The sequence below is a fragment of the Cobetia sp. UCD-24C genome, from assembly GCF_001306765.1.
Taxonomy (GTDB): Bacteria; Pseudomonadota; Gammaproteobacteria; order Pseudomonadales; family Halomonadaceae; genus Cobetia; species Cobetia amphilecti.
In genome coordinates, this window is sequence record NZ_LJTD01000008.1 from 64,406 (window position 1) to 91,369 (window position 26,964).

The 26,964-nt window shown below is 62.0% G+C and carries 21 protein-coding genes; 9 read left to right on the forward strand and 12 right to left on the reverse strand.

The annotated features are described in order from the left end of the window. Position 1: 1 nt before the first annotated feature. From fliL to fliF, 7 genes are all read right to left on the reverse strand, one after another. Positions 2 to 490 carry a flagellar basal body-associated protein FliL gene (gene fliL, locus AOG28_RS12350; RefSeq protein WP_054556624.1) on the reverse strand — a complete coding sequence of 163 codons (489 nt, stop codon included), beginning with the start codon at positions 488 to 490 and terminating at the stop codon, positions 2 to 4. 178 nt (positions 491 to 668) lie between these two features. Further along, positions 669 to 2,141 (reverse strand): flagellar hook-length control protein FliK, encoded by a 1,473-nt coding sequence (locus tag AOG28_RS12355; RefSeq protein ID WP_054556625.1) that lies wholly within the window; start codon positions 2,139 to 2,141, stop codon positions 669 to 671. A gap of 26 nt (positions 2,142 to 2,167) precedes the next feature. After that, positions 2,168 to 2,617, reverse strand: a complete 450-nt coding sequence (gene fliJ, locus AOG28_RS12360; protein ID WP_054556626.1) for a flagellar export protein FliJ — start codon at positions 2,615 to 2,617, stop codon at positions 2,168 to 2,170. A gap of 40 nt (positions 2,618 to 2,657) precedes the next feature. After that, entirely contained in the window at positions 2,658 to 4,016 is a 1,359-nt protein-coding gene (gene fliI / locus AOG28_RS12365; protein ID WP_054556627.1) for a flagellar protein export ATPase FliI, read from the reverse strand. A gap of 10 nt (positions 4,017 to 4,026) precedes the next feature. Beyond that, positions 4,027 to 4,887: a FliH/SctL family protein gene (locus AOG28_RS12370; protein ID WP_054556628.1), complete on the reverse strand. Its 861-nt coding sequence runs from the start codon at positions 4,885 to 4,887 to the stop codon at positions 4,027 to 4,029. After that, positions 4,880 to 5,878, reverse strand: coding sequence for a flagellar motor switch protein FliG (gene fliG / locus AOG28_RS12375; RefSeq protein WP_054556629.1), 999 nt, complete (start codon positions 5,876 to 5,878; stop codon positions 4,880 to 4,882). Before fliG ends, AOG28_RS12370 begins: the two co-directional genes overlap by 8 nt. Further along, entirely contained in the window at positions 5,871 to 7,769 is a 1,899-nt protein-coding gene (gene fliF / locus AOG28_RS12380; protein WP_082388748.1) for a flagellar basal-body MS-ring/collar protein FliF, read from the reverse strand. Before fliF ends, fliG begins: the two co-directional genes overlap by 8 nt. A 169-nt stretch (positions 7,770 to 7,938) precedes the next feature. Between fliF and fliE the strand changes: the two genes are divergently transcribed. Continuing rightward, positions 7,939 to 8,301, forward strand: coding sequence for a flagellar hook-basal body complex protein FliE (fliE, locus tag AOG28_RS12385; protein WP_235507025.1), 363 nt, complete (start codon positions 7,939 to 7,941; stop codon positions 8,299 to 8,301). A 205-nt stretch (positions 8,302 to 8,506) separates the two neighbouring features. Here fliE and AOG28_RS12390 read toward each other — a convergent pair whose 3' ends face one another. After that, positions 8,507 to 9,586: a FliC/FljB family flagellin gene (locus AOG28_RS12390; RefSeq protein ID WP_054556631.1), complete on the reverse strand. Its 1,080-nt coding sequence runs from the start codon at positions 9,584 to 9,586 to the stop codon at positions 8,507 to 8,509. A gap of 423 nt (positions 9,587 to 10,009) precedes the next feature. On the opposite strand from AOG28_RS12390, the gene AOG28_RS12395 reads away from it, so the two are divergent. After that, complete coding sequence (locus AOG28_RS12395; protein ID WP_054556632.1) at positions 10,010 to 10,768, forward strand: RNA polymerase sigma factor FliA; 759 nt, start codon at positions 10,010 to 10,012, stop codon at positions 10,766 to 10,768. A gap of 200 nt (positions 10,769 to 10,968) precedes the next feature. Here the strand turns inward: AOG28_RS12395 and AOG28_RS12400 are convergent, their stop codons facing one another. After that, positions 10,969 to 12,570, reverse strand: coding sequence for an MFS transporter (locus AOG28_RS12400; RefSeq protein WP_082388749.1), 1,602 nt, complete (start codon positions 12,568 to 12,570; stop codon positions 10,969 to 10,971). Positions 12,571 to 13,309: 739 nt separating this feature from the next. On the opposite strand from AOG28_RS12400, the gene AOG28_RS12405 reads away from it, so the two are divergent. From AOG28_RS12405 to AOG28_RS12435, 7 genes are all read left to right on the forward strand, one after another. Then, entirely contained in the window at positions 13,310 to 14,299 is a 990-nt protein-coding gene (locus AOG28_RS12405; protein WP_054556721.1) for a DctP family TRAP transporter solute-binding subunit, read from the forward strand. 232 nt (positions 14,300 to 14,531) lie between these two features. Continuing rightward, complete coding sequence (locus AOG28_RS12410; protein WP_234368177.1) at positions 14,532 to 15,038, forward strand: TRAP transporter small permease; 507 nt, start codon at positions 14,532 to 14,534, stop codon at positions 15,036 to 15,038. Continuing rightward, the gene (locus AOG28_RS12415) at positions 15,028 to 16,323 is read left to right on the forward strand and encodes a TRAP transporter large permease (protein WP_054556633.1); all 1,296 of its coding nucleotides are present in this window, start codon (positions 15,028 to 15,030) and stop codon (positions 16,321 to 16,323) included. Before AOG28_RS12410 ends, AOG28_RS12415 begins: the two co-directional genes overlap by 11 nt. A 424-nt stretch (positions 16,324 to 16,747) precedes the next feature. Continuing rightward, positions 16,748 to 16,990, forward strand: a complete 243-nt coding sequence (locus tag AOG28_RS12420; RefSeq protein ID WP_054556634.1) for a DUF1656 domain-containing protein — start codon at positions 16,748 to 16,750, stop codon at positions 16,988 to 16,990. Positions 16,991 to 17,095: 105 nt separating this feature from the next. Then, a complete protein-coding gene (locus tag AOG28_RS12425) occupies positions 17,096 to 18,076 on the forward strand; it encodes an efflux RND transporter periplasmic adaptor subunit (RefSeq protein ID WP_082388751.1) in 981 nt (326 codons plus the stop codon). 3 nt (positions 18,077 to 18,079) lie between these two features. Next, complete coding sequence (locus tag AOG28_RS12430; protein WP_054556635.1) at positions 18,080 to 20,329, forward strand: FUSC family protein; 2,250 nt, start codon at positions 18,080 to 18,082, stop codon at positions 20,327 to 20,329. Between the two features lie 140 nt (positions 20,330 to 20,469). Next, positions 20,470 to 20,793, forward strand: coding sequence for a hypothetical protein (locus tag AOG28_RS12435; protein ID WP_054556636.1), 324 nt, complete (start codon positions 20,470 to 20,472; stop codon positions 20,791 to 20,793). A 151-nt stretch (positions 20,794 to 20,944) separates the two neighbouring features. On the opposite strand, the gene AOG28_RS12440 is transcribed toward AOG28_RS12435, so the two are convergent. The 3 genes from AOG28_RS12440 to AOG28_RS12450 form a co-directional block, all read right to left on the reverse strand. After that, the gene (locus AOG28_RS12440) at positions 20,945 to 22,144 is read right to left on the reverse strand and encodes a GntP family permease (RefSeq protein ID WP_054556637.1); all 1,200 of its coding nucleotides are present in this window, start codon (positions 22,142 to 22,144) and stop codon (positions 20,945 to 20,947) included. A 535-nt stretch (positions 22,145 to 22,679) separates the two neighbouring features. Beyond that, on the reverse strand, positions 22,680 to 24,668 hold the full coding sequence (locus AOG28_RS12445; RefSeq protein ID WP_054556638.1) for a beta-galactosidase: 1,989 nt from the start codon (positions 24,666 to 24,668) through the stop codon (positions 22,680 to 22,682). Positions 24,669 to 24,738: 70 nt separating this feature from the next. Beyond that, a complete protein-coding gene (locus AOG28_RS12450; protein ID WP_082388752.1) occupies positions 24,739 to 26,961 on the reverse strand; it encodes an alpha-galactosidase in 2,223 nt (740 codons plus the stop codon). Between the last annotated feature and the right edge of the window lie 3 nt (positions 26,962 to 26,964).

A 26,964-nucleotide genomic window follows, 5' to 3' on the forward strand; every position in this document is an offset into this window, starting at 1 on the left:
GTTATTGCACGATGAAGTCGTTGTACAGCACGCCGGAGATGGCCAGTGGCTGGCCGCCTTCACTGTAGGGGCGCGAAAGCGCCTCGGTCAGGGTGCTCTGCAGTGTCTGCTTGCCGGCCTGGGTGATCAGCTCATCCGGGCTCTGGCCCGACAGCAACAGCAGTAGACGGCTCTTGAGTTCGGGCTTGAGTTCTTCCACACGCGCCACCGCGTCCTGATCGGCCATCTTGAGCGTGATCCCGATATAGAGCAGGCGATTGCCGCGCGGGCTTTCCAAATTGACCGTGAAGGGTGCCAGCGGCATGAAGACCGGCGGTGGCACGACCACGACTTCCGGCTCGGCGTCCTGTGCGGCCTTCTGATCACTGAGCATCGGCAGTGCGAAATAGACGGCCACTAGCGCCGCGATCACGGCACTCATCAGGCTGATGACCCCGATCAGCAGCCAGGAGCGACGCTGACTGGCGGGGGTGGTGATAATCGTTGACATCGTGGTGCGGTGTCCCTGGAGTCGGTGGCGGGGCCAGTATGACCGAAGGCGTGGTTATCGAACGGCGGAATAACGCCACGTGCGAGCGCTTACTTGAATGATGACGCGCCAGGCGGGCTCATCTGACAGCCACCTGACGGGAGCCGCTGACACAAGCACCTGGCAAGCGCCAGGCCCGTCATGCCTGCCATTCACGCCGTCCCCAGGCTGCCTGGGATGCACTTGCAAGATTGCTTGTGAGATTGCCCGCGGCGAGGCTTCCCTCCATGGCGTCAGCGCTTGTGCTGGCATTACTCGCCGGCTGGCCCTCTAGGTGCTGGGCGAACTGACCCTGATTGGCCGAGTTGTCCGCCGCCCCGTCCGGTGTGTCGTCCTGAGCACTGAAGCTGATCGCCGTCAGCTCGTGCCCCCGGGATTCCAGCGCCTGACGCAGCTCGCTCAAGGATGACTCGACAGCCGAGCGCACCTGTTGGTGGCCCGCGACGAAGTGTGCACTGGTGCCCTGTTCGCCGATGTTGAGGCGAATGGTCAGCTTGCCCAGGTTGGCCGGATTGAGCGCGATCTCGGCCTGTGGCGACTTGCTCAGCTGCATGCGTACCACCTGCTCGCTGAGTGCCTGTTGCCAGGCCTGAGTGCCGACGCTTGCGGGGATCAAGGCTCCCGCCTGTGATGCCATGCCCGCTGGATTGCCCGAGCCATTGAGCATGGCGGTGCTGCCTGCAGCGGTCGAACTCGACGCGCCGGCTGACACGCCGGCAGATGACGCACCCGAGAGCAGGGACTGATCGACACCGCTACGTGAAGAATTGGCATCAAGCAGGGCGCCGTCGGCCTTGGCGGTGACGCCTTCAATGGCCTCCTCGGTCAGCGGGCCCAGCGCGCCATCCGTCAGCGAGGAGGGCGCATCCGTGCTCAGGCTGCCTGCCGCTGTCGCGGAGCTCCTGTTGCTGGGCGACTGATCCGCAATCGCGCCGTCCAGTCCCGCTGCCGCAGGGTTGCGCAGCGCGGCGAGCCAGTCACCTTGCAGTGCCGTGCTGCCTGACGTGTTGCCTACTGTAGAGAGCGCCTGCGTGCCAGCGAGCGTTGCCGTTCCTGCTGTTGTAGAAAATGTCGCGGCAGATGTCGTGTTCAGCGCTTCATCGCCGCCGCCAGAAGCGTCTTGACCGCCTTGCGTGAGTTGCTGCAGCTGTTGCATGCGCGAGATGCCGCGCTCGACGCTGCTATCCAGCCGTGAGGCCGCAAGTGGCTGCGCTGATGGCTGTCCTGTTGTCTGGCTTGCCGATGAGGGCTGGGCAGGCGGGAGGTTGCCATTCTGGAGGGCGGCAGCGGCGGGGTCCGGAGTGGGCGATGTCTCTGACGACGCTGCCTGAGCCTGCTCGAGGTGCTGGGCATGCTTGTCTTCGGCGGCCTCGCGATGCTCGATACGCTGCTGCTGTGCGTCTTGCGCTTGCGTCTGCACCTGCACCGCTTGCCTGTCCTGCTGGCGATCCTCACGCTGGGCGCGTGACAGATGTGCCTCGAAGGCGCTCTCTGCGGAAGCTGAGCTGATGTCGTCGCGCGAGCGAGCCTCCTCAGAGGAGGCCTTGGCGCTGGCCGGCACCCTGGTTGGCGAGGTGGCCGACAACATCGAGATGCGTGCAGTGTCCGTCATGGTGTCACTCCTTTGACTGGTCGTCTTCAGCCATTGGCACGGCGTAACCAGGCCTGGGTGGCTTGTTCATCGCTCTGACGTTGCTCGGCGGTGCGCGCCTGCAGCGCGGCGCTCAGACTGGCGCGATCCGCCAGGCCCTGCCAGGCCGCGTGGGTCTGCTGTTCCTTCACCAGCCGCTGATGCTGATGGTGCGTCTGGGTCTGTTCCTGGGCCACCCGCATGCGACATTGGGCAATCGCCTTGTCCAGCGAGGCGATGAAGGCCTGATAGTTGTGCCAGCTGGCCGGGTCCAGCCCCTGGGTCAGGCGTGCCTGCATCTGCTGGCAGTAGTCGAGACGGTATTGCTCAAGGGTGACCAGTTGCTGGGCGGCGGTTTCCTGACGCTGACGCTGGCTGGTGAGCTGGCGAGCAGCGCCATCACGCCGGCGCTCGCTCAGCTGGGTCAGGGTGTCGAAACGTGACGATGAGATGGCCATTCAGTGAGAATTCCCGATCAATGACAGGTGAAGGCGGCCATCATGGCTGGGCCAGCAATTGTTCGAGCATGTTCGTACTATCGGCAAGACTTGCGTGCTGTGTAGTGCCTTGTTGCAGGAAACGTCCCATCGGCTCGTGCAGGCGCACCGCGGCGTCGAGCACCTTGTCGTTGCCGGGCTGGTAGGCGCCGATGGCGATCAGGTCCTGATTGCGCTGATAACTGGAATAGAACTGCTTGAAGCGACGGGCGCGGGTAAGCTGCCGCTCCGGCGCCACCGCCGACATGGCACGGCTGATCGAGGCTTCGATATCGATGGCCGGGTAGTGGCCGCTTTCCGCGATACGCCGCGACAGCACGATATGCCCATCCAGAATCGCCCGGGCACTGTCGGCGATGGGGTCCTGCTGGTCATCGCCTTCGGTCAGCACGGTATAGAAGGCGGTGATCGACCCGCCGCCACGCCGGCCGTTGCCGGTGCGTTCCACCAGCGCCGGCAGCTTGGCGAAGACCGAAGGCGGATAGCCCTTGGTGGCTGGTGGCTCGCCGATGGCCAGGGCGATCTCGCGCTGGGCCATCGCGTAGCGGGTCAGTGAGTCCATGATCAGCAGCACATTCTGGCCATTGTCGCGCAGGGACTCGGCGATGCGCGTCGCGTAGCTGGCGCCCTTGAGGCGATGCAGCGGTGTCATGTCGGCCGGCGTGGCCACGACCACGGCACGCTTGAGGCCCTGTTCGCCGAGAATGTTCTCGATGAATTCCTGCACCTCGCGCCCACGCTCGCCGATCAGGCCGACCACGATCACATCGGCATCGGTGAAGCGCGCCATCATGCCCAGCAGCACACTCTTGCCGACGCCAGAGCCGGCGAACAGTCCCATGCGCTGGCCACGGCCGACGCTCAGCAAGGCATTGATGGCGCGAATGCCGACATCCAGTGGCGTGTCGATGGGCGCACGCTCCAGTGGATTGAGCGGTCGGCTCTCCAGCGGCGCATGTTCGACATCTTCCAGCGGGCCGAGGCCATCCAGCGGGCGGCCCACGCCGTCGACGACCCGCCCGAGCAGCGCTTCGCCGACCGGATAGCGTCGCTCGCCGACATTGCCATGCCCGAGGGGAAACACCCGTGCGCCCGGTGCGACGCCGCTGAGCGGGTCGATGGGCATCAGGTAGAGGGTCTGATCGGCGAAGCCGACCACCTCGGCCTCGGCCGGCGGCAGATTCGCACCCAGCTCGACCAGACAGCTGGCACCCACCGGCAGGCGCAGGCCGACCGCTTCCAGCACCAGGCCGGTCGCGCGTACCAGGCGACCATTGCTGCGCTGGGGCTCGAGGCTCTCGACGCGCTCACGAATGGCGCCCAGCGCGCTGCGCCATTGCTGTGCGGAAGAGGGGCTCATGGCGTGTCACTCATGTGCGATCTCCTGCCAGCTCAGTGCGTATCTGCTCTGGCTGTGCATGTTCTGACGACTGGCGCTGCACGATGCGCGAGCCGCTGGCCTCGTCCTTGCCATGCAGGCTACCGTCGGCGCTGCCGCGATGGCGCAGCTGGCGAGACAGCATCTCCAGGCGACTCTCGAGGCTGGCATCGTGACAGCCGCTGTCGGCTTCGGCGCGACATCCGCCGAGGCTCAGGCTGGCGTCCGGCAGACATTGCCAGCCCAGCTTGGCGAGCTGTTCGCCCATCGCCTGCTCGACGCGCGGCAGGTCGTCCGGATTCAGGTAAAGACGCGGACGGCCGATCAGCGGCGGATCCGCCGCCAGCAGGCTGCGTACGCTGTCGATGATGTGCTCCGGGTGGGCACGAAATGCCTCACGGGCCAGATGCTGACCGACGCTGATGGCCAGTGCTGCCAACTCATCGCTGATCTGCTCATCCAGGCACGCCAGTGACTGCTGCAGGTTCTCGATCAGCGGAGCCAGCTGCGCGGCCTGTTGTTCGAGCGCCTGCTGGGCGGCCTCGGCCTGACGCGCCGCCTGCTCGGCGGCTTCCTGCCTTGCACGCGCCAGACCCGCTTCATAACCGGCTTTCTCGCCCGCGGCATAGCCCTCGTCACGCGCCGCCTGTTGCTGCTGTAGCGTCTCCTGCTCGAACGTCGAACGGGCACGCTGCGCCATGCGCCGAATCAGGCCGACATCCGGCGCCGCAGTGTGCGGCATGCCGGCTTGAAAGCCGCCACCCGATTGAGACGATGCGGGCTTGCCATCCAGCGCGTCGAGTTCCAGCGGTTGCCATTCGCTGTCGGTATGGTCAGAAGCGTGATCAGACATAGGCTTCGGCGCTTGTGTTGACTACGATCTCTCCGCTGTCCATCAGGCGGCGTACGACATCCAGTATTGCCTTTTGTTCTGCCTCGACCTGGGTAACACGTACAGGGCCCCGCGCCTCCATATCGTCCGTGAGCATCTCTGCAGCGCGCTGCGACATGTTCTGCAGGAATTTCTGCACGATGGCTTCCTTGGCGCCCTTGAGTGCTATTACCAAGGTCTCGTTATCCACTTCATTGAGTAGTAGCTGAATGGCACGGTCTTCCAGGTCGGCCAGGTTCTCGAATACGAAGATTTCGTTGACCACAAGATTGGCAAGGTTTTCGTCGTGCTCGCGGATTGCCTCGAGCACTTTTTCTTCGTGTTGCTTTGGCAGGAGGTTGAGGATTTCGGCAGTGACTCGTATTCCGCCTGTTCTGCTGCGCTTGAGGTTCTGCCCCTCGAGCAGGCTGGCCAATACCTCGTTCAACTCCTGCAAAGCAACTGGTTGGATGTCGGAGAGGGTCGCAATCCTCAGTAGGATGTCGTGGCGTAGGGTTTCCTCGAAGTGTTCCAGGATCTGTGACGCTTGATGGCGCTCCAGATGCGCCATGATAGTGGCGATGATCTGTGGATGCTCGTTGCAGATCACCTCGGCCGCCAGTGCGGGCTCAAGAAGATTCAGAGTTTCCAGGCCATTGCTTTGCTCTTTACTGGCAAAGATATCCTCGAATAGCGAACTGGCACGATCCTGGCCGAGTGCCTTGATCAGAACGGACCGGATATGGTCCCTCGAGAGTGTGTTGACAGCACTGAATTGCTGGCTATCGGCATGGAAATCCACGAGTAGTTCCGCCATCTGCTGTTGAGACACCTGAGGAAGGTGGGTCATGGTCGCGCTCAGTTTCTGGATCTCCGAGGTGGTGAAGAACTTGAAGACCTCTGCCGCGCTATCCTGGTCAAGGCTCATCAACAAGGCTGCGCTACGTTCCAGGTTGCTCAGGGGCTTACTCATGGTGACTCATCCAATTCTTGAGAATCATGGCCACCAGGCGAGGATCTTCACGGGCCATGTCTTGTGCTTTCTTCAGATTGTGCTGATGGTTGGAGCCATCATCTGGCGCGCCAAGCCCGCTTGACGGCATTGGGATGCCTGCCGGGTCATTTGTCGCAGGGGGCTCACCTGCCCGAAGGCCGGAGGCGAGATGAGCATCTCCAAGGGTCGCGCTGGGTTGCCCGATGGGCAGTGAGCTGCTTTGCAGACTCTGTTGAGGTAGCAGCAGCGGCTTGAGCAACTTGCGATACAGAATCCATGCCACGATCAGGATAAGCAGATAGCGCCCAAGTTCGATGGCAAGTGTCTGGAATACCGGGGTTTGCCACCAGTCACGAATGTCATCCGATACCTCTGCGGTACGGGCAGTCGCGACAAAGGGCACACTGACAACACTGAGGCTATCGCCGCGTTGCTCGTTGTAGCCCATGGCTTGGCGGACCAGTGTCTTGATCTGCTCTAGGGTCTGCTCATCCAATGATCGTGAGACGATGTTGCCGTTGGTGTCTGTCACGCCTTGATGGTTCACGACCACCGCGACCGATAGCTTGTCCAGCCTGCCGAGCCGTTCGCGGGTGTGGCGCACGACCTTGTCCAGCTCGTAGTTGATAATCGAGTTGTGTTGATAATTGCCACCGGTTGAGGCAGCAGTGTCCTGGTCGGCGGGGCCATCGTCTTGCTGGCTCTCGGCATTGAGGGGAGAAACGGCATTGCCAGGCGGCGTGTTGGACAGCGCCCCAGGGACGCCGCCGATTCTTGCTATCTCACCGACGCCGACATTGTTGAGCTGGGTGCTGCGAATGGCGGCGGAACCTGAGGCCTGGTTAGGGCTGTAGAGCTCTTCAGTCTGCTCCGAGTGAGAGAAGTCCAGTTGGGCACTGACTTCGGCCCGAAAATTGTCGCGACCGAGTATTGGAGCCAGTAAGGCATTGATGCGCGATTGGTAGCGTTTCTCCAATTCTTGAGCGTACTCCAGTGCACTTCCGTCAAGATTCAGTGTATCGCCTGGCGGACGTGAAAGCGGATTGCCGTCTTGATCGACGACAGTAATGTCCTCGCTGGCCAGCCCCTGCACACTGCCTGCCACCAAGTGTTGAATAGCCTGAATTTGACGGTCCTTGAGTCGTTGTCCGCGGTGTAGTTCGACCACTACGGACGCCGTAGCAGGGCGGCGCTCGCGTACGAAGACGGAATCTTCCGGCAGTGCCAGATGCACGCGGGCGCTGGAGACCGGCTCGAGACTGGCGATGGTGCGCGACAGTTCGCCAGAGAGGGCGCGCTGGTAATTGACGTGTTCGGTGAACTGACTGATACCGAAAGCCTGGGTGTCCATCAGTTCGAAACCGGTACTTCCTCGGCTCGGCAGGCCCTGTTGCGCCATTGTCAGACGCAGGCGGTAGACCTGCTCAGCTGGGACTTCCAGCGTGGCGCCTTGATCGCTGAGTCGATAGGGCACGCCGGCCTGTTCCAGCTGGGTGACGATCTCACCACCGTCTTCAGCCGGCAGATCGCGATAGAGCACACTCCACTGCGGCTGGTTACCCCATAGCAGCAATGCCACGATAACGGCCACGCAGAAAGCCGCCGCCATGATCAAGGGCAGGCGGGGCAATGCCGCCAGACGAGCCTTGAGGTCATTGGTGGTGTGGCTGCCGTTGCTTGCAGGGCGCTGATTGGCCCCCTCGGGCGCTGTCTGGCTGGATGTACTCATGCAGATGTCCGATAAGCGCCGTGGTCTGAACTCGCAGCGAAGGATTCCCGCAAGCAGGGCGAGAGCTGAAGGCAGGGCGACAATGTCTATGTCGCATTGCCCATGCCGCATTCGCAGCGCCTTCTTGCGTAGGCTGGCCATTATCGAAGCTGTGCGCACATCCAATCAGACGAATAGCGTCGCAAAACAGGGGTATTAGTCACTTTCAGCCGCTCGACTGACTGATAGTCTGTGCTCCACTGATGGGACTACTAGCTTGCCCACTGGCGAAAGCTGATGATGTTGAGGGTATCGAGAAAGGAGAGGCGAGATGGCAATTGAAGCAGTCGGCGCGGCGATGTCATCTGCGATGATGGGCAGTCTGCAGCAGCTCGATCAGATGGCGGCGCAGGCGGCCGGGAGCAACGCTCAGTCGGTAGGCGCATTATCTGAGGCCAGCGGCACGGATTCACAAGGCTTTGCCGGCATGCTCAAGGAATCGCTGGCGCGCGTCAGCCAGTCACAGCAGGTCGCGGCGGGGCAGGCCAGGGCCTTCGAACTGGGCAGCCCGGATGTCAGCCTCGATCAGGTCATGGTGGCAGGCCAGAAGGCCTCACTGGAATTCGAGATGACCGTGCAGGTGCGCAACAAGTTGCTCAGCGCCTACAAGGAAATCATGAATATGGCGGTGTGATTTATGTCCGCATTCTAACAAAAAAGGGCAGACGCGATGCGTCTGCCCTTTTTTGTTTACTACTGCTTGATATCGCTGGCGGAGGTTGAAATGCAAGAGCGCTGTTGACTACAAGGACCAAGATCAACAAGGCCACTATCCTCTGCCAGCGACGGGCATGCCACTCTGTCTGAGTGACAGGCCTATGCAGCAAGCGAGCCAGGGATCAGCCCAGCAGTGACAGCACGTTCTGCGGCACCTGGTTGGCCTGGGTCAGCATGGAAGTCCCCGCCTGCTGCAGGATCTGTGCAGTGGTCATGCTGGAGACTTCTTCCGCGTAATCGGCATCCTGAATACGCGACTGGGCAGAGGCCAGGTTGGTTTCAGTGGTTGCCAGGTTGGTGATGGCAGAATCGAAACGGTTCTGCACCGCACCGAGGTCCGAGCGCATGTTGTCAACCATGGCTAAAGCATCGTCTATTGTTTGAAGTGGATCAGGTGTAGTCTCGGCAATGGGACCATTAGCAACATCCACAACATAATCGACTGTTGGGTTTGCCGGATCTGTGGTGTCGTCTATTTCAACATCAGATACTGCGTAATTTTCAGTACCATCGGTAGCATAATAATCACCATTGTCATCTTGCTTCAATGTATAAGTTGACGCGACATCATTGCCTTCTGTATCCACTACAGTACTATCTGCTACTGTTACTAAGTTGCCTGAACCATCATCACCTGCTTGGACATCAGTCAATGTTCCGCTTGGCGAGCTTTTGACATTGAATCCATCCATACCTAAGTCAGTGGCTCCCATGCTTTGTAATTTTATAGAAATCGACTCGCCATCGTTTGCACCGACTTGGATACTAATTTCGGTCTTCGAACCATCAAGGACGTTCGTACCGTTAAAATTGGTTTGCTCAGAAATCCGGTTGATTTCTTCCATTCGAGCAGTTATTTCATCCTGAATAGAAGACAAATCAGATTCGCTGTTAGTTCCATTCTGAGCTTGGACAGTCAGTTCACGAACTCGCAGCAAGTTATCATTGACTTGATTCAAAGCCCCTTCAGTCGTCTGTGCAAGTGAAATACCATCATTGGCGTTACGCTGCGCCTGGGACAGGCCAGTGATCTGAGCGTCCATGCGGTTGGCGATGGCCTGGCCGGCGCTGTCGTCCTTGGCGCTGTTGATACGCAGTCCGGTGGACAGACGCTCCATTGAGGCGCTCAGGGCGTTCTGGGACTGATTCAGGTTCTGCTGAGTCACCATGGAAAGGGTGTTGGTATTGATCACTGAAGCCATGTGTCACTTCCTGTCGTAATGGGGAGATAGATGGCGTGTCGCCAGTAACGACTCCTGTGCCGTTGCTTCAGTTATCGTCGCGGCGCGACAGAACTTTAGAAATTTTTTGCGGCCTTTCGACGTTTCTCATTCCGACTGAGTTTCTGGCTCGCCCCGCGAGATGCTCGCGGCATTCTGTCGACCGGCTGGTGGGCGTTGTGCGTGTCTCGTCTTCCCTCACTGTCTCTTCACGTCTGGCTTCATTTTCGCCTCCCCGAGGCGGAGTTGCGGCGTAAAGCAGGAAAGCCGTCGCTGAGGGTAGCTATTCGAGCGAATGGTTTGTGGCGGGGGCGCGACAATACGCTGGGAACAGGAGTCCCGAGGATGGGGGCGCGACCCTGAGTCAAACGACCCCGAGGGATGCAAGCGAGGACCAGGACGCCGATGTATACCGCCAATGGGCGCATGGCCCAGCAGGATATCTACACCGAGTATCAGCCGCTGGTGCGCCGTATCGCGCTGCAGCTGCAGGTGCGCTTGCCAGCGAGTGTCGATCTCGAGGATCTGATTCAGGCCGGCATGTTGGGGCTGTGTGAATGCGTGGGCCGCTATGAGCAGGGTCACGGCGCCAGCTTTGCCACCTATGCCAGTCAGCGCATCCGTGGCGCGATGCTCGATGAGCTGCGCTCGCGTGACTGGTTGCCGCGCAGTGTGCGCCGGGCCGGGCGCGAGCTTGAGAGCGTGATCCAGCAGCTGGAGCAGAGCCTGGGCTATCCGCCCGAGGAGACCCAGATCGCCGCCGCCATGGGGCTTGAGCTGGAGGACTACCGCCGCCTGCTGCTGGACACCAACAACGGCATGGTGATGTCGCTGGACGAGATGAGGGATGAGGAAGGCGGGCTGGCGGGCGGTTATGCCTCGCCTGAAGCGACGCCTTTCACCACGCCGTTTGCCTTGCCGCATGATGCGCTGGAAGAAGCCGATACGCGGCGGGCCTTGAACGAGGCCATCGCGCGGCTGCCGGAGCGCGAGAAGCTGTTGATGGCGCTCTATTATCAGGAGAAGCTCAACCTCAAGGAGATCGGCGCGGTACTCGATGTCACTGAATCGCGTGTCTCGCAGCTGCATTCCCAGGCCGTGCGCCGGCTGCAGGGTGTGCTGGCACCGCATCTGGTGGCGCGGGCGGGCAAGCGTCGCCGCTGAGCCTCTATCCTGAGTCTCTATCGTTGTGAGCCTTCTTCGTTTCCCCGAACTTTATCCTCTCGCTGAACCGTCTTGCTGTTACGCCTGCCTTCTTTCTGCTGTCTCAGTTTCTGCTGTCTCAGTTTCGCCCGCCCCAAACAAGAACACCGCCCTGAGAGGCGGTGTTCTTGTCTATCACTCCAGCATGTCGTCAGAGGTGATCAGTAGCTCTCACGCTCCGGCTCCGACTTGACGCGGCGTTCCTCTTCGCTGAGGTGCTGGGCCTGCTCATCGATCTGGCCATCCAGATGCCAGTCGTCTTCCATGCCGGTGACGCGGTCGTTCATCACGCCTTCCTCATTGTCGACCTGCTGCACGACGCCTTCCTCTGCTTCAGCGGCGGCTTCCTGTTGCTGGGCAGCGAGCTCTTCCTCGCTCAACTCCGGCTCAGGTTCGGCATCGAAGTCGAATTCCAGCTGACCGGTTTCCGGCTCGGTGATGGCTTCCTCGACCCAGGCGGCGCTCAGCGGACTGGTGGTGGAGGGCGCTACCACATAGTGGCCGGGGTGATCGCCTTCCTCGGCATCCAGTTCCTGCCGTGGCTTGCTGGTGACACTGGCGGCCAGAATCACGATCAGCACGTGAATGGCGGTCAGGGTATAGAGGAAGCCGACGGCCCCGAAGCGCTCCATCAGCAGGCCCGCGGTGAGCGGGCCCAGAATCGCGCCCGCGCCATGCATCAGCACCAGCGTGCCGCTGGCGGAGATGATCTGTGGCGTGGTCAGCAGGTTGTTGGCCGCCGCGAGGAACAGCGAGTACTGGGTCAGGATCAACCCGCCGAGGCCTGCACCCAGCAGCGCCATGGTCAGCATGCTGCCACCACTGAACGGCACGCCGCCGATGGACAGCGCAATCGCCCCGAGACTGCAGCCCAGAATCACCTTCTTGGCCGACAGCTTGTCTGAGAGCTTGCCCAGCGGCCATTGCAGCAGGGCGGCCCCCAGAATGAAGGCGCCCATGAACCAGGAGACTTCCTGCACCGGCAGGCCGGCGCGGTCGGCATACACCGCGCCCATGCCGAAGACAGTGCCGTTGGCGATACCGGTGGCGAAGCCGCCCAGGGTGCCCAGCGGTGCCAGGCGCAGCAGACGAACGATCCCCATCGCCTCCGGCTGCGCGCCTTCCGGTTGTGGTGAGGCGGACAGCAGCATCGGCACCAATGCCAGTGACATGATCACCGACACCAGGATGAACAGCAGATAGGTGTCCGGGTTGGCGACGTTGAGCAGCAACTGGCCGCCGCCCATGCCCAGATAGGTGATCACCATGTAGATGGCCAGCAGACGGCCACGCATCTGGTTGGTCGCTTGGCTGTTGAGCCAGCTCTCCGCGACCACGTAGAGGCCGGCGAAGGCGAAGCCGGTGATGAAGCGCATGGCGATCCACACCTCGGGCACCACATAGAGTGCGTGGATCAGGATGCACACCGAGGTGATGGAGGCCAGCGCCGCGAAGGTGCGCACATGGCCGACCCGGCGCAGCTTGCGGGGTGCAAGCGTCGAGCCGAGCAGGAAGCCGGCGAAGTACGCCGACATGATGATGCCCGTCATGGTGTTGCTGAAGCCTTCCGAGGAGGCGCGAATCCCCAACAGACTGCCCTGCAGTCCATTGGCCAGCATCAGCATCCCCATTCCCAGCAGCAGCGACCACAGAACGACCGCTGCGCCGAGACTGCTGGTCGGCTGCAGTCGTTTGCGCGAGGTGTCGAGCGGCTCGGTCTCGAAGGTGGGAGTGGGTATGGCTTCCTGCTGGGGGTTCGGCATGGAAGGGGGCCTCATCAGTCAGGGTCGGGACCGTGGGAGCGGTGCCGACGAGATGTCAGGTACGACACTTGCGTGCGTGATGTTGGTCAGTCGTGGTCGGTCCTTGCGGGAACGGCGCTCAGTCTACCGACCGAATCCGGAGTCTGCGACCCGTGGTGCGCCATTGTGTGGTTGAAAGGCGACATATCGTGAAATTTGTCTCAAGGATGTAATGGGGTGGATAGATATACAGTGCCTCATGAAATCATGACCCGATACGGACTCGGGACACGCTGGCGCTGTAAAAGCCCGGCATCCTGCAAAGGGCAATATCGTCAAACTCCCTGTTGGCGGGGCCTGCGCGAGGGTTGGCCCTCTGGCATCGCTGGATGCACTCCTTGGCAACACACGCTGATGACACCACATTGTCGAGCGTTTCGTACGCAAGAGGTCTCGGAAAACCCGATGGGTGGATGCATATACAGTAATCGGTAATGCAGCGAGATAGCATGTGAGCGTCGAAAAAGCGCCGATCTGTCGCATGGTCGAATGGTCAGCGACCAAAGTAGATGCGAATCTGCCTCTGGACACACTCAACAACATCATAATCAAGAGGTTATTCATGACCCTGACCGCTGCACACGCCAACGCTGGCCCCGCCTCTCGTCACCTGCGTCACCGCTCTTCGGATCATTCTCCAGCTCTTTCTCAAAGCCATACCGCGCGCCCGCGTGTCGCTGCCACGGGTCGCTCTGCCCTGATGGCCGGCGTGCTTGGCCTGGCCTTGCTGTCACCGCTGATGGCCAGTGATGCCGAGGCGCGTGAGCTGTCCGTCTCCACCGTGCTGTCGGATGCCTTCCCATGGGGCCAGGCGGCCGAGAAGTGGGCGGAGCTGGTTGAGGAGCGCTCCGGTGGTGAGCTCACCTTGCGCGTCTATCCGAATGCCCAGCTGGTGGCGGGGGACCAGACCAAGGAGTTCTCTGCCATGCGTCAGGGGCTGATCGATCTCGCGGTGGGCTCGACCATCAACTGGTCGCCCCAGGTGCCGGAGCTCAATCTGTTCTCGCTGCCATTCCTGATGCCGGACCACGCCGCCATTGATGCGCTGACCCAGGGCGAGTCGGGCAAGCAGGTCTTCGCCGCCATCGAGTCCAAGGGCATCAAGCCGCTGGCGTGGGGCGAGAACGGCTTCCGTGAGGTGTCCAACTCCTCGAAATCGATCACCTCGCCGGATGACCTGAAGGGTCTGAAGATTCGTGTAGTGGGCTCACCGCTGTTCCAGGACACCTTCACGGCGCTGGGCGCCAACCCGACCCAGATGAGCTGGGCGGATGCCAAGCCGGCACTGACCACCGGCGCGGTGGATGGGCAGGAGAACCCGCTGTCGGTGTTCGATGTCGCGCGCATCGATCAGGTCGGTCAGACCCACCTGACCCTCTGGCACTACATGGCAGACCCGCTGATCTTCGCCGCCAACCAGCGGGTGTGGAAGTCGCTCAGTGATGAGGAGCGCACTTTGCTGACCGAGACCGCCAGGGAAGCGGGTGCCTGGGAGATCGCCATGAGTCGTGAGGGCAATGCGCAGCGGCTGGCGGACATCGAGGCGCGCGGCGTGAATGTCGTCAAGCTCGATGACGATGCGATGCAGACCTTCCGTGACGCCACCCAGTCGGTCTACGCCAGCTGGACGCCCAGGATCGGCGAGTCGCTGGTCGAGACGGCACGTGCCGAGGTCGAGGCCTCGCGCTGAGTCGGCCAGGGCCATCATCGCCGCTGCTCAGTGAGCAGATGACATCGGGAATAATGCGGTCTGTGCGCGTTATTGAGTGAAGAACCACGCCGGGGCCTGCCAGCCTCGGCGTTCGTGTGGATCGCGTGTCATGTCGCAAAAGTCGCAACAAACCTCTCAACAAGCATCACCGCAAACCTTGCAAGACGCCACCAACGGAGCGCCTGCTCCCACAGACAGGCCATCGCCACGCGTGCGGCCGGAATCGTGGCTGGCGGCGTTGGCGCTGGGGCTGATCGGTATCATCAGTCTGGCCAATGTGGTGGTGCGCTACGCCACCGATGCCTCCTTTGCCTTTACCGAGGAATTCTCGGTCTTCCTGCTGGTGTTGTTGACGCTGGCGGGCGCCTCGGTGGCGATTCGCCGTCAGGCACATATTCGTATCGCATTGCTGGAAGACGTGTTGCCGTTGCCGCTCTGGCGACTGGTCGTGATAGTGCAGACCCTGGCGGTGCTGGTCGTACTGGGACTGGTGGTGTGGTTCGGGGGTACCTTCGCGTTGGAGGAGTATCAGTGGGACTCGCTGTCACCGGGACTGGGCCTGCCCAACTGGTGGTACGTGATCTGGCTGCCGATATTGGCGCTGGCGATGGCCTGGCGTCAGCTGCAGCAGTGTGTCGAGCGTCTTGTACAAGGGCCTGGGCAGGGACCCGGCCAGAATGCGTCGCCGGAGCACAAGGAGTCAGATAATGAGTCCTGATCTCTGGTTGCTCGCAAGCTTTGCCGCCCTGTTGATACTCGGCGTGCCGGTGGCCTTCGCGCTGGGGCTCTCGGGGGCGGTGGGGATCGTCGCGGGGCTGCCGGTCAGCATGCTGGCTACCCTCGGCACCAATACCTACAACAGCATCGCCAAGTATCCGCTGATCGCCATTCCGCTGTTCATCCTGACCGGCCTGGTGTTCGAGCGTGCCGGAGTAGCGGCGCGGCTGGTGCGCTTCGCCCAGGCGCTGATCGGTCCGCGGCATGGCGGTCTCGCGCTGGTGGCGGTGCTGGTGTGTCTGATCATGGGGGGCATGAGTGGTTCCGGCCCGGCGGATGCCGCTGCGGTGGCGATGGTGATGATCCCCAGCATGACACGGGCGGGCTATCCCAAGGCGTTCTCGGCGACGCTGATTGCGGCCTCGGCCTCCACGGCGATCCTGATCCCGCCGTCCATCGCGCTGATCCTTTACTCCATCGTGGTACCGGGGGTGGATCTGCGCGCGCTGTTTGCCGCGGGTCTGATTCCGGGGTTGCTGGTGGGCGTGGCCTTGCTGCTGCCGGCCTGGTTCCTCTCGCGTCGCTATCGCTGGGAAGACCCGACTCAGGTCGAGCGTATCACGCTGGGTCCGGCGTTTCGTTCAGCGATCCCGGCCCTGCTGGCGCCAGTGATCATCCTCGGCGGGCTGCGTTCAGGCCTCTTCACGCCCACTGAAGCGGCGGTGGTCGCAGCTGCCTATGGGTTGTGTGTCGGGCTCTTCATCACTCGCGAGCTCAAGCTCTCTCAGGTGTGGGAGCTGCTCAGGGAGGCGGCCGTCATCTCCGGTGTGGTGATGCTGATCATCGCGCTCGCGGGCATATTCGCCTGGGCGGGCACCATGCTGGGTACCTTCCGGCATCTCGCCGAATGGCTGATCACGCTGTCAGATAGCGGAACGACGTTGCTGATACTGGTGATGGTGGCGGTGCTGATCGCCGGGATGCTGCTGGATGCGGTCTCCATCTACCTGATCCTGATGCCGGTGCTGATTCCGGTGATGCAGCACTTCGGTTGGCATCCGGTGTGGTTCGGTATCCTGCTGGCGATGAATATCGCGATCGGGCAGTTCACCCCGCCAGTGGCGGTCAACCTGATGGTCACCAGTAGTGTGGCCGGGGTCCGGCTCGAGAAGACAGTCGGGTGGGCGATGGTCTTCGTGGTGGCGATGCTGGCGGCGTTGGCGGTAGTGATGCTGTTCCCTGAGCTCGCCTTGTGGCTGCCACGCGTGCTCGGCTACGCGGTGTAGTCGACCCTCACGATCATCACTTTTGGTCTTCACTGTGCGAAATGAAACGGCTTGCCCTATGGGTAAGCCGTTTTGCGTCTCAGGCCTCCTTGGGGGCTGCTACCACCTGAATGCCTGGTGACCATTCCGGTTGTGCCGGTTAGCGCGCAGCCAAATGGAGCGCGGTTTCTGGTCGTGCGCTATGCAAGGAATGGGGTGATTCTTCTCACGCAACGGTGCACGCTGGCGAAAAATGTTAGCCTGCATATATTCTCAGCGATGACGCTGCCCTCAAGATTCGCGCAGTGGAACAGTTCACCCGTGGGCCTTGAATGCACGCCAGGCTGCCACCATCGTTGAACGCTGATTGCACGCATGGCAGTCGGGTCTCAGATCTCGCATAAAGTAAGCCAGCTCTCGCACAACGCAAGTCAAGGACATCTCGATGAAGGAAATCGCCGCAGGCAATGATGTTACGTCTGGCTTCAATGCGCTGCATGAAATGGTGGTCGGGGAATTCCTGATCAGCCCGATGCTGGTCTATGCGCTGGTCGCCTTGCTGGCGGCGGGGCTCATTCGCACGCTGCTGCATCGTCTGCTGGCCAATCACGAGCTCTGGTTCGAGGCCTGGTTCGATATCTCGCTGTTTGTCATCTGTCTGGCGGCGGTGGTTGCCCTCGTGACGTGATGTACGTCATTGCCCCAGCGTCTCGTTATTCGTCATCCCGATTTCCCCGCGAACCCTTTCGCGGCACCCATTTCCTCCAGCCCCTCTATCCCCCAAGGAAACCGCATGCGCAACCTGCGACAGAAAGCCGTCAAATGGATCATCACTCTATGTCTGGTGGCGGCTGCAGCCTGGTGTGCGGTGTGGCTGTGGAATACCTACATGTACAGCCCCTGGACGCGTGACGCTCGGGTGCGCGCCGAGGTGATCACGCTGAGCCCGGATGTCTCCGGCTGGGTGCGTGAGCTGAACGTGGCGGATACCACGCGGGTCAAGGAGGGGGATGTCATCCTTCAGGTCGATCGTGCGCGCTATGAGGCGGCGCTTGCCAAGGCCAAGGCCAGTCTCGCCAGTGCCAAGGCGACCCTGAGCCTGAAGGAGCATGAATCCAATCGTCGTGGTCGCTTGACCAATCGTGCCATCAGCGAGGAAGAGCGCGACAGTGCGCGTCTCGAAGCCGAGGTTGCCCGCGCTGACGTGCAACAGGCTGAAGCCGCGGTGCAATCCGCGCAGCTGGATCTCGATCGTACGCGTCTGGTGGCACCCGCCGATGGTAGCATCCTCAACATGCACCTCAGTCAGGGCAATTACGTCACGGCAGGCACGGCGGTGATGGCGCTGATCAAGGACGACTCCTTCTACCTGAGCGCCTACTTCCAGGAGACCAAGCTGCAGCATGTGCGTCCGGGCGATCCGGTCCAGATCACGCTGATGAGCGGCAATGAAGACTTCAAGGGGCGGGTCGTGGGGATAGGCCAGGGCATTGCCGATGACAATACCGCGACCAATGCCCAGCAGCTGCCTCAGGTGAGCGCCACCTTCAGTTGGGTGCGTCTGGCGCAGCGCATTCCGGTGCGGGTGGAATTCGATGATATCGAGGCGGTGCGTGCCTCAGGTGTCAATCTTGCCGCCGGCATGACGGCGAGTGTCAGGCTGATCACTGCTGAGGATGGCAATGATGAGGCGACGCAGGCCAAGGCGGCACCTGTCGAGGCGGAACCGGTCGAGACAGCTCAGGCTGTCCAAGACGAAGACGGGAAGCACTGATCCATGTCTCCCGCTCTGGCCGCCTTCCTCAGGCCTTCGCCGTTCGCGCTCAAGTTCGCCACCAAGGGTGTGCTGGCGATGGCGCTGGCCCTCTACGCCGCCTTCTTCTTTGATCTCGATCGACCCTATTGGGCGCTGATCTCGGCGGCGTTTCTGCAGACACGTCCGATGTCGGGCATGGTGGTCGAGAAGGGCATCTGTCAGATCACGGGTACCTTCGTCGGGACCTGTGTGGCCGTGGTGATCATGGGTTGCTTTGCCCAGGTGCCGGAACTGGCGCTGGGTTCGGTCACGCTGTGGATCGGGCTATGCATCTATGGCGCCTCGTTGACGCACAACAATCTGTCCTATGGCTGTGTGATGGCGGCGGTGGCCTGCATGATCATCGTGGTGCTGACGTCTTCGGCGCCGGATGACTTCTTCTCGGTGGCGCTGGCACGTCTCAGCGAGCTGAGTCTCGGCGCGCTGTGTGCTGTCGTCGTGAGTGCGCTGGTCTGGCCGATACGCGTGCGGGATCATCTCGGCCAGCTTTCGGACACGGCGGTGAATGCTACCTTCCGTTATATGGCGCTGGCCTTCTCGATGCCGCTCGAGGCGGACAGGGCTGGGAGCCGAGACACTGCCGGTCAGACACAAGCTCAGTCACAAGACCTGTCACAAGCTCAGCAACGCGAACGCATGGCGATGCTCGAGCAGATGATGACCGGGCTGGATGCGCTCAACAATCTCGAGATCGATGCCCACTCGGCGCGTTATGAAGGCCCCCAGGGCAAGGGGCGCATTCGCGGCGTACACCTGCTGACGCGGCGAAGCATGCGTCTCTACGCGACCCTCAAGGCTCTGCACCAGCTGCGTCATCCCGAGTTCTTTGTGCCTTCACAGCGCGATGACGGTGAGGCGATGGCACCGACAGGTGAGCTGAACCAGACCCAGGGTCAGGAAGCTGAACGTTTCAGTCAGCCGACGCAGGACCTGATGCAACTCCTGGGCGCGGCCTTTCAGAGCATGGCCGACAATCAGGGCACGGCTCAGGCTCGCAAGACGCTCAAGGAGCTGCGCGGGGAATGTCTGCGCCTGTCTCGCGGTCAGCGCAGCATCACCGCGCTGGAAGCCAGGTTGCTGTTCAGTCTGCGTGAGGTGCTGGGGCATGCGCTGGTCATCCTGCAGGCACGCGAGGTCATCAATCATCCCGGCCGTCATCAGCTACGTCAGCCGAGCATGAGTTGGCACCGCGATCATGGTCGTGCCGCCATCGATGCGCTGCGCGCGATGGCCATCTTCAGTGCCACGGCGATCTTCTGGCTTGCGACGGCGTGGGACAACGGCGCGGTGGCCATGCTGCTGGGTACGCTGTTCTCGGGCATCTTCGTCAGTCGCGGTGATCCGGCACCGATCATTCCGATGGTGCTCAAGGGCTTGCTGCTGGCGGTGCCGAGCGTATTGCTGTTCGGCAATGTCATGCTCAGTCACGCCCAGCACTTCGTGCCATTCGTGATCATCTTCAGCATCCCTCTGTTCCTTGGCCTGATGGGCTCCGTCGTGCCTGCGCTGGCGGGGATCGCCTTGCCCTTCGTGGTGTTCAACATTCTGCTGGTGATGCCGGACAACGGCATGACCTTCGATGTCGCCTACACCCTCAATCGGAGCCTGGCGGCCGGGATCGGTCTGATCGTGACCATCATCGGTTTCCGCCTGATTCCTGTGCCGGGGGCCGGCTGGGACAAGCGCCAGCTGATTCGCGCTACGGCGAGTGATATTCGTGAGCTGGCGGAACGCTCCACCGAGCGCCTGGATAGCTGGTTCGGCGGGCGCATGGGCGACAGGCTGCTGCGTCTCGCCCGGCATGAACAGACTCGCAGTCGTGAACAGGAAGCGCGTCGCAGTGGCGAGAATGCAAGTGGTCAGCCCGATGATGCACAGCAGCAAGTGCTCGGCATGCCGCTTCTGACGCTGGGGCTGACAGGGATGGATATCGGACGCGGAATAGGCTTCGTGCGGCGGGAATTGGGCAACGATGTGCCACGCCCGGTACAGCACGCCTTGCGCGAATTGATCCATGCGCTGGCGGATGATTATCAGCGCTGTGCCCGAGGAGAGAGTCCCACCAGGATGCGGGCGGCCGGCGACCGATTATGCGAAGTGATCGAGCAACATCGCACCATGAGTCGGCATAAGCAGGCGCTGCTGGCGGGCTGGCTGACGCGAGTTCAGCTAACCTTGCAAAGTGATGCCCTGCGCCAACAACGCAGCTGATATTGCGTTAATGAGAGTTACTTGCAGTTTCCAACAAAATGTTCTTATAAACCGGCCCGCAGCATATCTTCTGCGCTATGATAAGAAGGTCGGCTCAAAAATGAGCGAAATGTATTAGCGCCTTACTGTAGGAGAGAGCCATGGCTTTCATGAACGATATCAGCAACAGTGGGCGCAATGTTCCCGAGCGTTTTCGGCGCGTGACCTTCACGACGCAATATCTGCATGAGTTGAATCTCTATGTATTGCCGGCAAGCGAGGTATTGTTGCGCATCTCCCAGGCGGGCGAGGACCTCATGCTGCTGCAGTTCGACGACGAGTTTCATGCCGAATTCATTGCCTCGCGTATCGTCGAGTGGGTCGCCGAGAATCCCGGCGCTGACCGCGATGACCTGACGCTGTGGATCAAGACGCGGGCACGCCATGAGACGCTGGACCCGAAGCGGGCTCACCACGTCTATTGAGGTGTCAGCGCGTCGCTGGCCAGCGTGATTGCTCAACAAGAAGGCCACCCGAATGGGTGGCCTTCTTGTCATTGGCCTTATTGTCATTGGCCTGGCGTCATTTTGCTCCACTCATGTTCAAAAACTTCCCACAGTTGTGGAGCTTCAGGGCTCAGAAGCTGCCGACCAGGCTGCCCAGAGTCACGACGGCAATCAGGGCCAGCATCGGGAAGGCGACCGTCATCATGAACATCTGGCCGTAGGACTGGCGGTGAGTCAGCTTGCAGATCGCCAGCAGGGTGATGACCGCGCCGGAATGCGGCAAGGTGTCCATGCTGCCCGCCGCCAGCGCCGCCACGCGGTGCATCAGCTCCAGGTCGATGCCGGCATTGACGGCCATCTCGCGGTAGGTCTCACCCAGAGGCAGCATGGCGCCGAAGCAGCCATTGTTGACGGTGGTCTTCAGGTCGGCCCACTGCTTCCAGCGTGAAATGACCAGCCAGGTGGAGGCGAAGGCCAGCGCGATCAGGATCGACCACATGCCGGTGGCGCCCGCCGGATCAAGCTCCGGGAAAGCCTCGCTCAGGTAGGAGAAATCGATGCGCGGGAAGACGAGATAGGTCAGCAGGGCATTCAGGCCGATGACCATCACCAGCGGAATCAGCGCCGTGATCATGCCCATCTGTGCGGCGGGCGCGGGGGATTCCTCAAGCGCTTCGTCCTTGTGGACCCCGTAGCCTTCCCCCTGTGCCTGAGCCTTGCTGGCACGTCCCTTCAGCCACCAGGTACCCAGCCCCAGCATGATCAGGCCCGCGATGATGCCAAGCCCCGGCGCTGCAAAGCTGTTGGTCTGGAAGTAGGGGATCGGAATGGCGTTCTGGATGGCAGGTGTGCCGGGGAGTGCCGTCATGGTGAAGGTGAAGGAGCCGAGGGCGATGGCCGCGGGCAGCAGTCGCTTGGGCGTGCCGGTGCGCTGGAAGAGCTGGGCGCCAATCGGATAGACGGCGAAGGCGACCACGAACAGCGAGACGCCCCCATAGGTGAGCAGAGCACAGGCCAGCACCACGGTCAGGATCACATGGCGTGTCCCCAGGCGTTTGACCAGACCTTCGGAGATGGCATGCGCGGCCCCGGAATCGGCCATCAGTTGACCGAACAGGGCACCGAGGATGAACAGCGGGAAGAACTTGGCCAGATAGCCGCCCAGCTGTCTCATGAAGGTCACGGTGTAGCTGGGCAGCAGGGCGGCTGCATCTCCTGACAGGACGACGGCGAGGGCGGCCATCAGAGGGGCGAGCAAGAGAACGGTGATACCGCGGTAGGCCAGGAACATCAGCAGCCCGAGCGATATCAGAATGGCAAGAATACTCATGGGGGTATCTCGTAGTTGGCGTTATCGTAGTCGTGGGTCGTCTGCCATTGACGACGGTTGTCCTGTCTACAGGTGCGTGGCCTGTTGTTTTTGCTATTTATTGGCTTATATACAGAGACATCCAGCACACTAGAGATTGTCTGACATGAGAACAATGCGCCTTAAGTGGCAGCGCTGTGCGGTCAGTGAGCACTCAAGGGAAAACTCCCTCTGGCCTTGCGCAGCGAAAAGAGAGGTCGTTTTACATTAAAAAATATACCGTTATCTTCTGTCTGTTTTATTCCGGCGATATGGCAACCTCAGTCATCCGGTAAGCAGGGCAGTTGTTTCAGCACGCTGTTGTAGTCACTCATGAAGCCTGGGCAGGTGACATGGATGCCCAGAATAGCTGTCCAGAATAGCTGTACAAAAAAGCGGCGCCCGAAGGCGCCGCGGCAAGTGATCGAACAGTCTGCCGGTCGCGAAATCCGAGAGATGTCCTGCTTTCAAGCAAAGTCGATTTTCGCGTTGAATGAGTGGGCAGGAGCCGCCGCACTCAGGGGCGCTTTTCGTCACTGAACCAGATACAGACGTCAGCGGGTGCCAGCACCCGGCTACCGGCCAGCAGCCCGCTGTCATTGACGAGGCCTTCCGGCAGCCAGCGCGGCTCGGGGGCATAGTTGAAGGCGAAGCAGAGCGGCCCGCGCCGCCGCAGACGCACGCCGTCGGGCAGCGCATGGGTGGTGATGCCGCAGGCCTGACACTCCGCCTGCAGAATCGCCACCAGACTGTCTTCACTCAACCAGGCGGTCAGATAGCTGACACCGCGCTGATGCAGGATGGCGGGTTCGCCATCCTCGAAGCGCGTTACCACCTGTGCGCGGGTGCGCTGATGATCGAGTAGGTCGCGCCAGCGCAGGGCGTGACCGCGTGCGCCGTTGCTCAGGGTGACGGCCGGCTCGGCGCCTGGCCGCAGGCCATCGACTCGATCGACCGTGACGCCCGTCAGCTCGCTGAGTGCGCCGGGTGCCAGCTGCGCGGGTATCTGAAACTCCGGCGTACGCGAGCCGGAGCGTGCACCGACCACCACGCGACTGCCTGAATCGCGCGCCGCGCTCAGACGCGCCGCCAGTGCCTCATCGGCGATCACCTGACAGGGCAGCACGATCAACGAATAGCCACTGAGCGCGTCGCGCGGTGAGACGATATCGACATCAAGCCCGAGTCGCCGCAGCGCGCTGTACCAGCTCAGGTACAGCTCGAGCGGGTTGAAGTTCTCGGCGTGGGGCTGGATCTGACAGGCCCAGATGGAGGCGTAATCGAACATCAGGGCGACGGGCGCCTGCTGGGCAGTCGTCGTGTCATGTTCCGCGAGTGTCGCCAGCTCATCGCGCAGCTGCAAAAGCTCCGGCCAGGCCGAGGCGGGCGAGCCATCCGGGCGCAGCAGGCCAGCGTGCATCTGCTCCTGGGCGAAGGGTGCCTGACGCCAGCGGAAGTAGGAAACGACTTCGGCGCCATGCGCGAAGGCTTCGTGGCTCCACAGTCGCACCATGCCGGGCAAGGGCGCGGCGTTGCTGATCGCCCAGTTGACCGGGCCGGGCTGCTGCTCCATCACCCACCAGCGGCCCTTGCACATGGCGCGGTAGAGGTCGTGATGAAAGCCGGCAAAGTCCGGATGGCCTTGCTGGCGATACTGGGCCTTGGTGGCATCATCGTGGGCACCGCGCTCCAGAAAGCCCAGCGGGTAGCTGTCCCAGCTGGCGATATCCAGATCACGGGCGACATCGAAGTGATCGAATTCGGTGAACAGGCCCATGAAGTTGTGCACGATATCGCCGCTGACACCCGCGGCACGCAGGGTCTCCACCTGCAGGCGGTTGTATTCGACCACCATGTCGGAGCAGAAGCGTCGATAATCGAGCACGATGGCCGGATGCGGTTCGGTCACGGTGCCGACGGGCGCCTCGACCTGGGAGAACTCGCTGACTTCCATGCTCCAGAACACCGTGCCCCAGGCCTCATTGAGGGCCTCGACCGTGCCATAACGCGCCTCGAGCCATGCGGGGAAGCGGGCGCGGGCGGCCGCGGAGTAGCTGAGGATGGTGTCATGGCAGCCGTACTCGTTGTCGGTCTGCCAGGCGATGATCGCGGGATGGCGCGCGTAGCGCTCGCCCATCAGGCGCACGATGCGCTCGCTCAAGGTACGAAACGTCGGCGAAGAGAAGCAGTAATGACGACGCGAGCCATAGCCACGCGTGTCGCCATTCTCATCGACGGCCAGAATGTCCGGGTGGGCATCCACCAGCCACTTGGGCGGTGTCGCCGTGGGCGTGCCCATCACGATCTTGAGACCCGCCGCCGCCAGAACCTCGACGGCCTCATCCAGCCATTCGAAGCGCAGATCGCCCGCGCTGGGTTCCAGGCGACTCCAGGCGAATTCACCGATACGCACGACACGAATGCCGGCTTCCATCATGTCGCGAGCATCCTGTGGCCAGCGATCACGTGGCCAGTGTTCCGGGTAGTAACAGACACCGAGCTGCATGGGATTCATCCTGGATGCTGAAAATGGGGAGCGAGCGCAGTGCACGCAATCACGGCCTGCGCGGCACGGGTCATGCCGCCACCGCCTGAAGGTGAATCAGAATCGCCTGGTCGGGGTCCAGCACCGGCAGGGCAAGGCCTTCACGCATCAGGTACTCACCGGAGACGACGACCGACTCGCCGGCCTGTTGTCGGCTGATCCAGGCGGGTAGCTGCTTCATGCGTCGCTCCGGGTACTCCGGCAGTTCCAGCAGCTCGAGCCGGTAGGCCGTGTCGGCTTGCAGGCCGGTCAGCGGCTGGGCGGCGGGCACGGCGTGACGTGGCATGGCCAGCTGGCTGATGCTGAAAAGGGCCTGCTGGCCATCCTGACTGACCACGCCATGGGCATGCTGATTGTCATCCAGGCAATCCAGACGCCAGCTGACACCGTTGTGCATCAGGCCACGCAGCGCCTTGTAACGCGCTATCCAGCCGCGCAGTTCACTGCGCTCCGCCTGATCGAGCTGGCTGACATCCAGCTCCAGCCCCAGATGACCGAACAGCGCCGTGGAGGCACGGAAGGCGAGCGTCGTGCGTCGCGAGGTAGTGTGAGCGTGTTGCGGCCCGATATGCGCGCCTAGAAGCTCCGGTGGCAATACCCGACTGGCCCCGCGCTGGATATGCGTGCGCTCGTGGGGGTCGTTGCAGTCAGACGTCCAGACGCGATGGGTGTGCCGCAGAATGCCGTGATCGGTGCGCGCGCCACCCGAGGCGCAGCTCTCGATTTCGACGCCGGGATGCGCCTTTCGCAGGCGGGCCAGAAGTGAGTAGAGTGCGCTGACCTGAGCATGTGCGGCAGGCTTGCCACGTCCTTCCTCCGACTGGCCCCCCGCGTGAGTGAGATCGCGATTCATGTCCCATTTCAGATACTTGATCGGGTATTCGCTGAGCAGCGCATCGAGGCGCGCAAACAGGTAGTCACACACCTCGCGGCGGGTCAGGTCCAGCACGCATTGATAGCGTCCCAGCGGCTGCTCACGCCCCTCCAGCCCGAGAATCCAGTCCGGATGGGTGCGGAAGAGTTCACTGTCCGGATTGACCATCTCGGGCTCGACCCACAGGCCGAATTCCATGCCGTGCGCGTGTACTGACTCGATCAGTGGCCCCAGTCCCTGCGGGTACTTGCCGGCATCCAGATACCAGTCGCCCAGGGCGGCGCGCTCGCCATCCCGGCCGACGAACCAGCCATCGTCGAGCACGAAACGCTCGGCACCCACCTCACCGGCGGCAACGACCAACTCTTGGAGGCGCTTCGCATCGTGATCGAAGTAGAGCGCTTCCCAGGTGTTGACGTGAACCGGACGCGGCTTGTCGGCCACCGGCCAGTCAAGGCGCGCGCGCAGGGTGCGATGCATGCGCTGGCTGGCGCCATTGATGCCCGTATCCGACCAGGCCATCACCACTTCCGGGGTGGTCACGCTGTCGCCGGCGGCCAGCATCTGCTCGCCGGGCAGCAGCAGGGCGCCCATCTGCAATTGGGTGCTGCCATCGAACTGCCGCTCGATCAGGGCGCGATGGTTGCCGCTCCACGCCAGATGCGCGGTGATGACTTCGCCACGCTGCTCGCTGAAGCCTGGCGTGCCGGTGATCAGCGTCGGCACGCGTTGATGCGAGCTGCGCCCACGACGGTTCTCGAGCGTGAAGGTGCCTTCGCTGAGACGATGACGTGTCTCGGTGAATTCCTGCACCCAGCGGCCACCGAAACTCAGGCAATCCTCGAAGCGGACCGGCAGCGGCAGGCAGGCAGCCGCCAGCCATTCGAGCCGGTAGGGCGCTGATGACTGATTGCTCAGGGTCGTCTGCTGACGCAATACGCCCTCGCGGGTGACGGTCAGCGCCAGCAGCACTTCCAGCTCACTCAGGCTGTCGCGAAGCGTCAGGCGTGCGTGGGCGCCGGTGGCATCCGTCGAGCAGGCCACATCGCTCAGGCGCATCGCCGTCAGCCAGTCGCGGCCTTCGCGGTCACCGATCAGCGCCGGATAGCCGGCAAAGCCGAGTCCGGCATCATTGAACAGGGTGTTGGGCGGCAGCTGATCCAGGCTCGCCTGGGGCGTGGCGGCAGCGCTCATCAGGCGGTGCTGAGCCGGATTGATGGGCGCGATGCGCCCGAAATGGGCCAGCTTGAGCAGGCCATCGGCGAGATCCAGCTGCAGCTGGATGCCATCGGCACTCAGGCTCAACCACTGTTGATCGCTTGACCAGGTCGCGTCAGGCGCAGCCGACGGTCGGGAAGATGGGGCGTCTGCGGTCATCATGAG

Coding starts and splice junctions, on each gene's coding strand:
- AOG28_RS12355 (WP_054556625.1), bottom strand. CDS start 2,141: ATGACGGACACTGCACGCATCTCGATGTTGTCGGCCACCTCGCCAACC.
- fliG (WP_054556629.1), bottom strand. CDS start 5,878: ATGAGTAAGCCCCTGAGCAACCTGGAACGTAGCGCAGCCTTGTTGATG.
- fliJ (WP_054556626.1), bottom strand. CDS start 2,617: ATGGCCATCTCATCGTCACGTTTCGACACCCTGACCCAGCTGAGCGAG.
- AOG28_RS12405 (WP_054556721.1), top strand. CDS start 13,310: ATGGCCGGCGTGCTTGGCCTGGCCTTGCTGTCACCGCTGATGGCCAGT.
- AOG28_RS12400 (WP_082388749.1), bottom strand. CDS start 12,570: ATGCCGAACCCCCAGCAGGAAGCCATACCCACTCCCACCTTCGAGACC.
- AOG28_RS12430 (WP_054556635.1), top strand. CDS start 18,080: ATGTCTCCCGCTCTGGCCGCCTTCCTCAGGCCTTCGCCGTTCGCGCTC.
- AOG28_RS12390 (WP_054556631.1), bottom strand. CDS start 9,586: ATGGCTTCAGTGATCAATACCAACACCCTTTCCATGGTGACTCAGCAG.
- AOG28_RS12450 (WP_082388752.1), bottom strand. CDS start 26,961: ATGATGACCGCAGACGCCCCATCTTCCCGACCGTCGGCTGCGCCTGAC.
- AOG28_RS12415 (WP_054556633.1), top strand. CDS start 15,028: ATGAGTCCTGATCTCTGGTTGCTCGCAAGCTTTGCCGCCCTGTTGATA.
- AOG28_RS12395 (WP_054556632.1), top strand. CDS start 10,010: ATGTATACCGCCAATGGGCGCATGGCCCAGCAGGATATCTACACCGAG.
- fliL (WP_054556624.1), bottom strand. CDS start 490: ATGTCAACGATTATCACCACCCCCGCCAGTCAGCGTCGCTCCTGGCTG.
- AOG28_RS12425 (WP_082388751.1), top strand. CDS start 17,096: ATGCGCAACCTGCGACAGAAAGCCGTCAAATGGATCATCACTCTATGT.
- AOG28_RS12445 (WP_054556638.1), bottom strand. CDS start 24,668: ATGCAGCTCGGTGTCTGTTACTACCCGGAACACTGGCCACGTGATCGC.
- fliI (WP_054556627.1), bottom strand. CDS start 4,016: ATGAGCCCCTCTTCCGCACAGCAATGGCGCAGCGCGCTGGGCGCCATT.
- AOG28_RS12420 (WP_054556634.1), top strand. CDS start 16,748: ATGAAGGAAATCGCCGCAGGCAATGATGTTACGTCTGGCTTCAATGCG.
- AOG28_RS12440 (WP_054556637.1), bottom strand. CDS start 22,144: ATGAGTATTCTTGCCATTCTGATATCGCTCGGGCTGCTGATGTTCCTG.
- fliE (WP_235507025.1), top strand. CDS start 7,939: ATGGCAATTGAAGCAGTCGGCGCGGCGATGTCATCTGCGATGATGGGC.
- AOG28_RS12370 (WP_054556628.1), bottom strand. CDS start 4,887: ATGTCTGATCACGCTTCTGACCATACCGACAGCGAATGGCAACCGCTG.
- fliF (WP_082388748.1), bottom strand. CDS start 7,769: ATGGCCAGCCTACGCAAGAAGGCGCTGCGAATGCGGCATGGGCAATGC.
- AOG28_RS12435 (WP_054556636.1), top strand. CDS start 20,470: ATGGCTTTCATGAACGATATCAGCAACAGTGGGCGCAATGTTCCCGAG.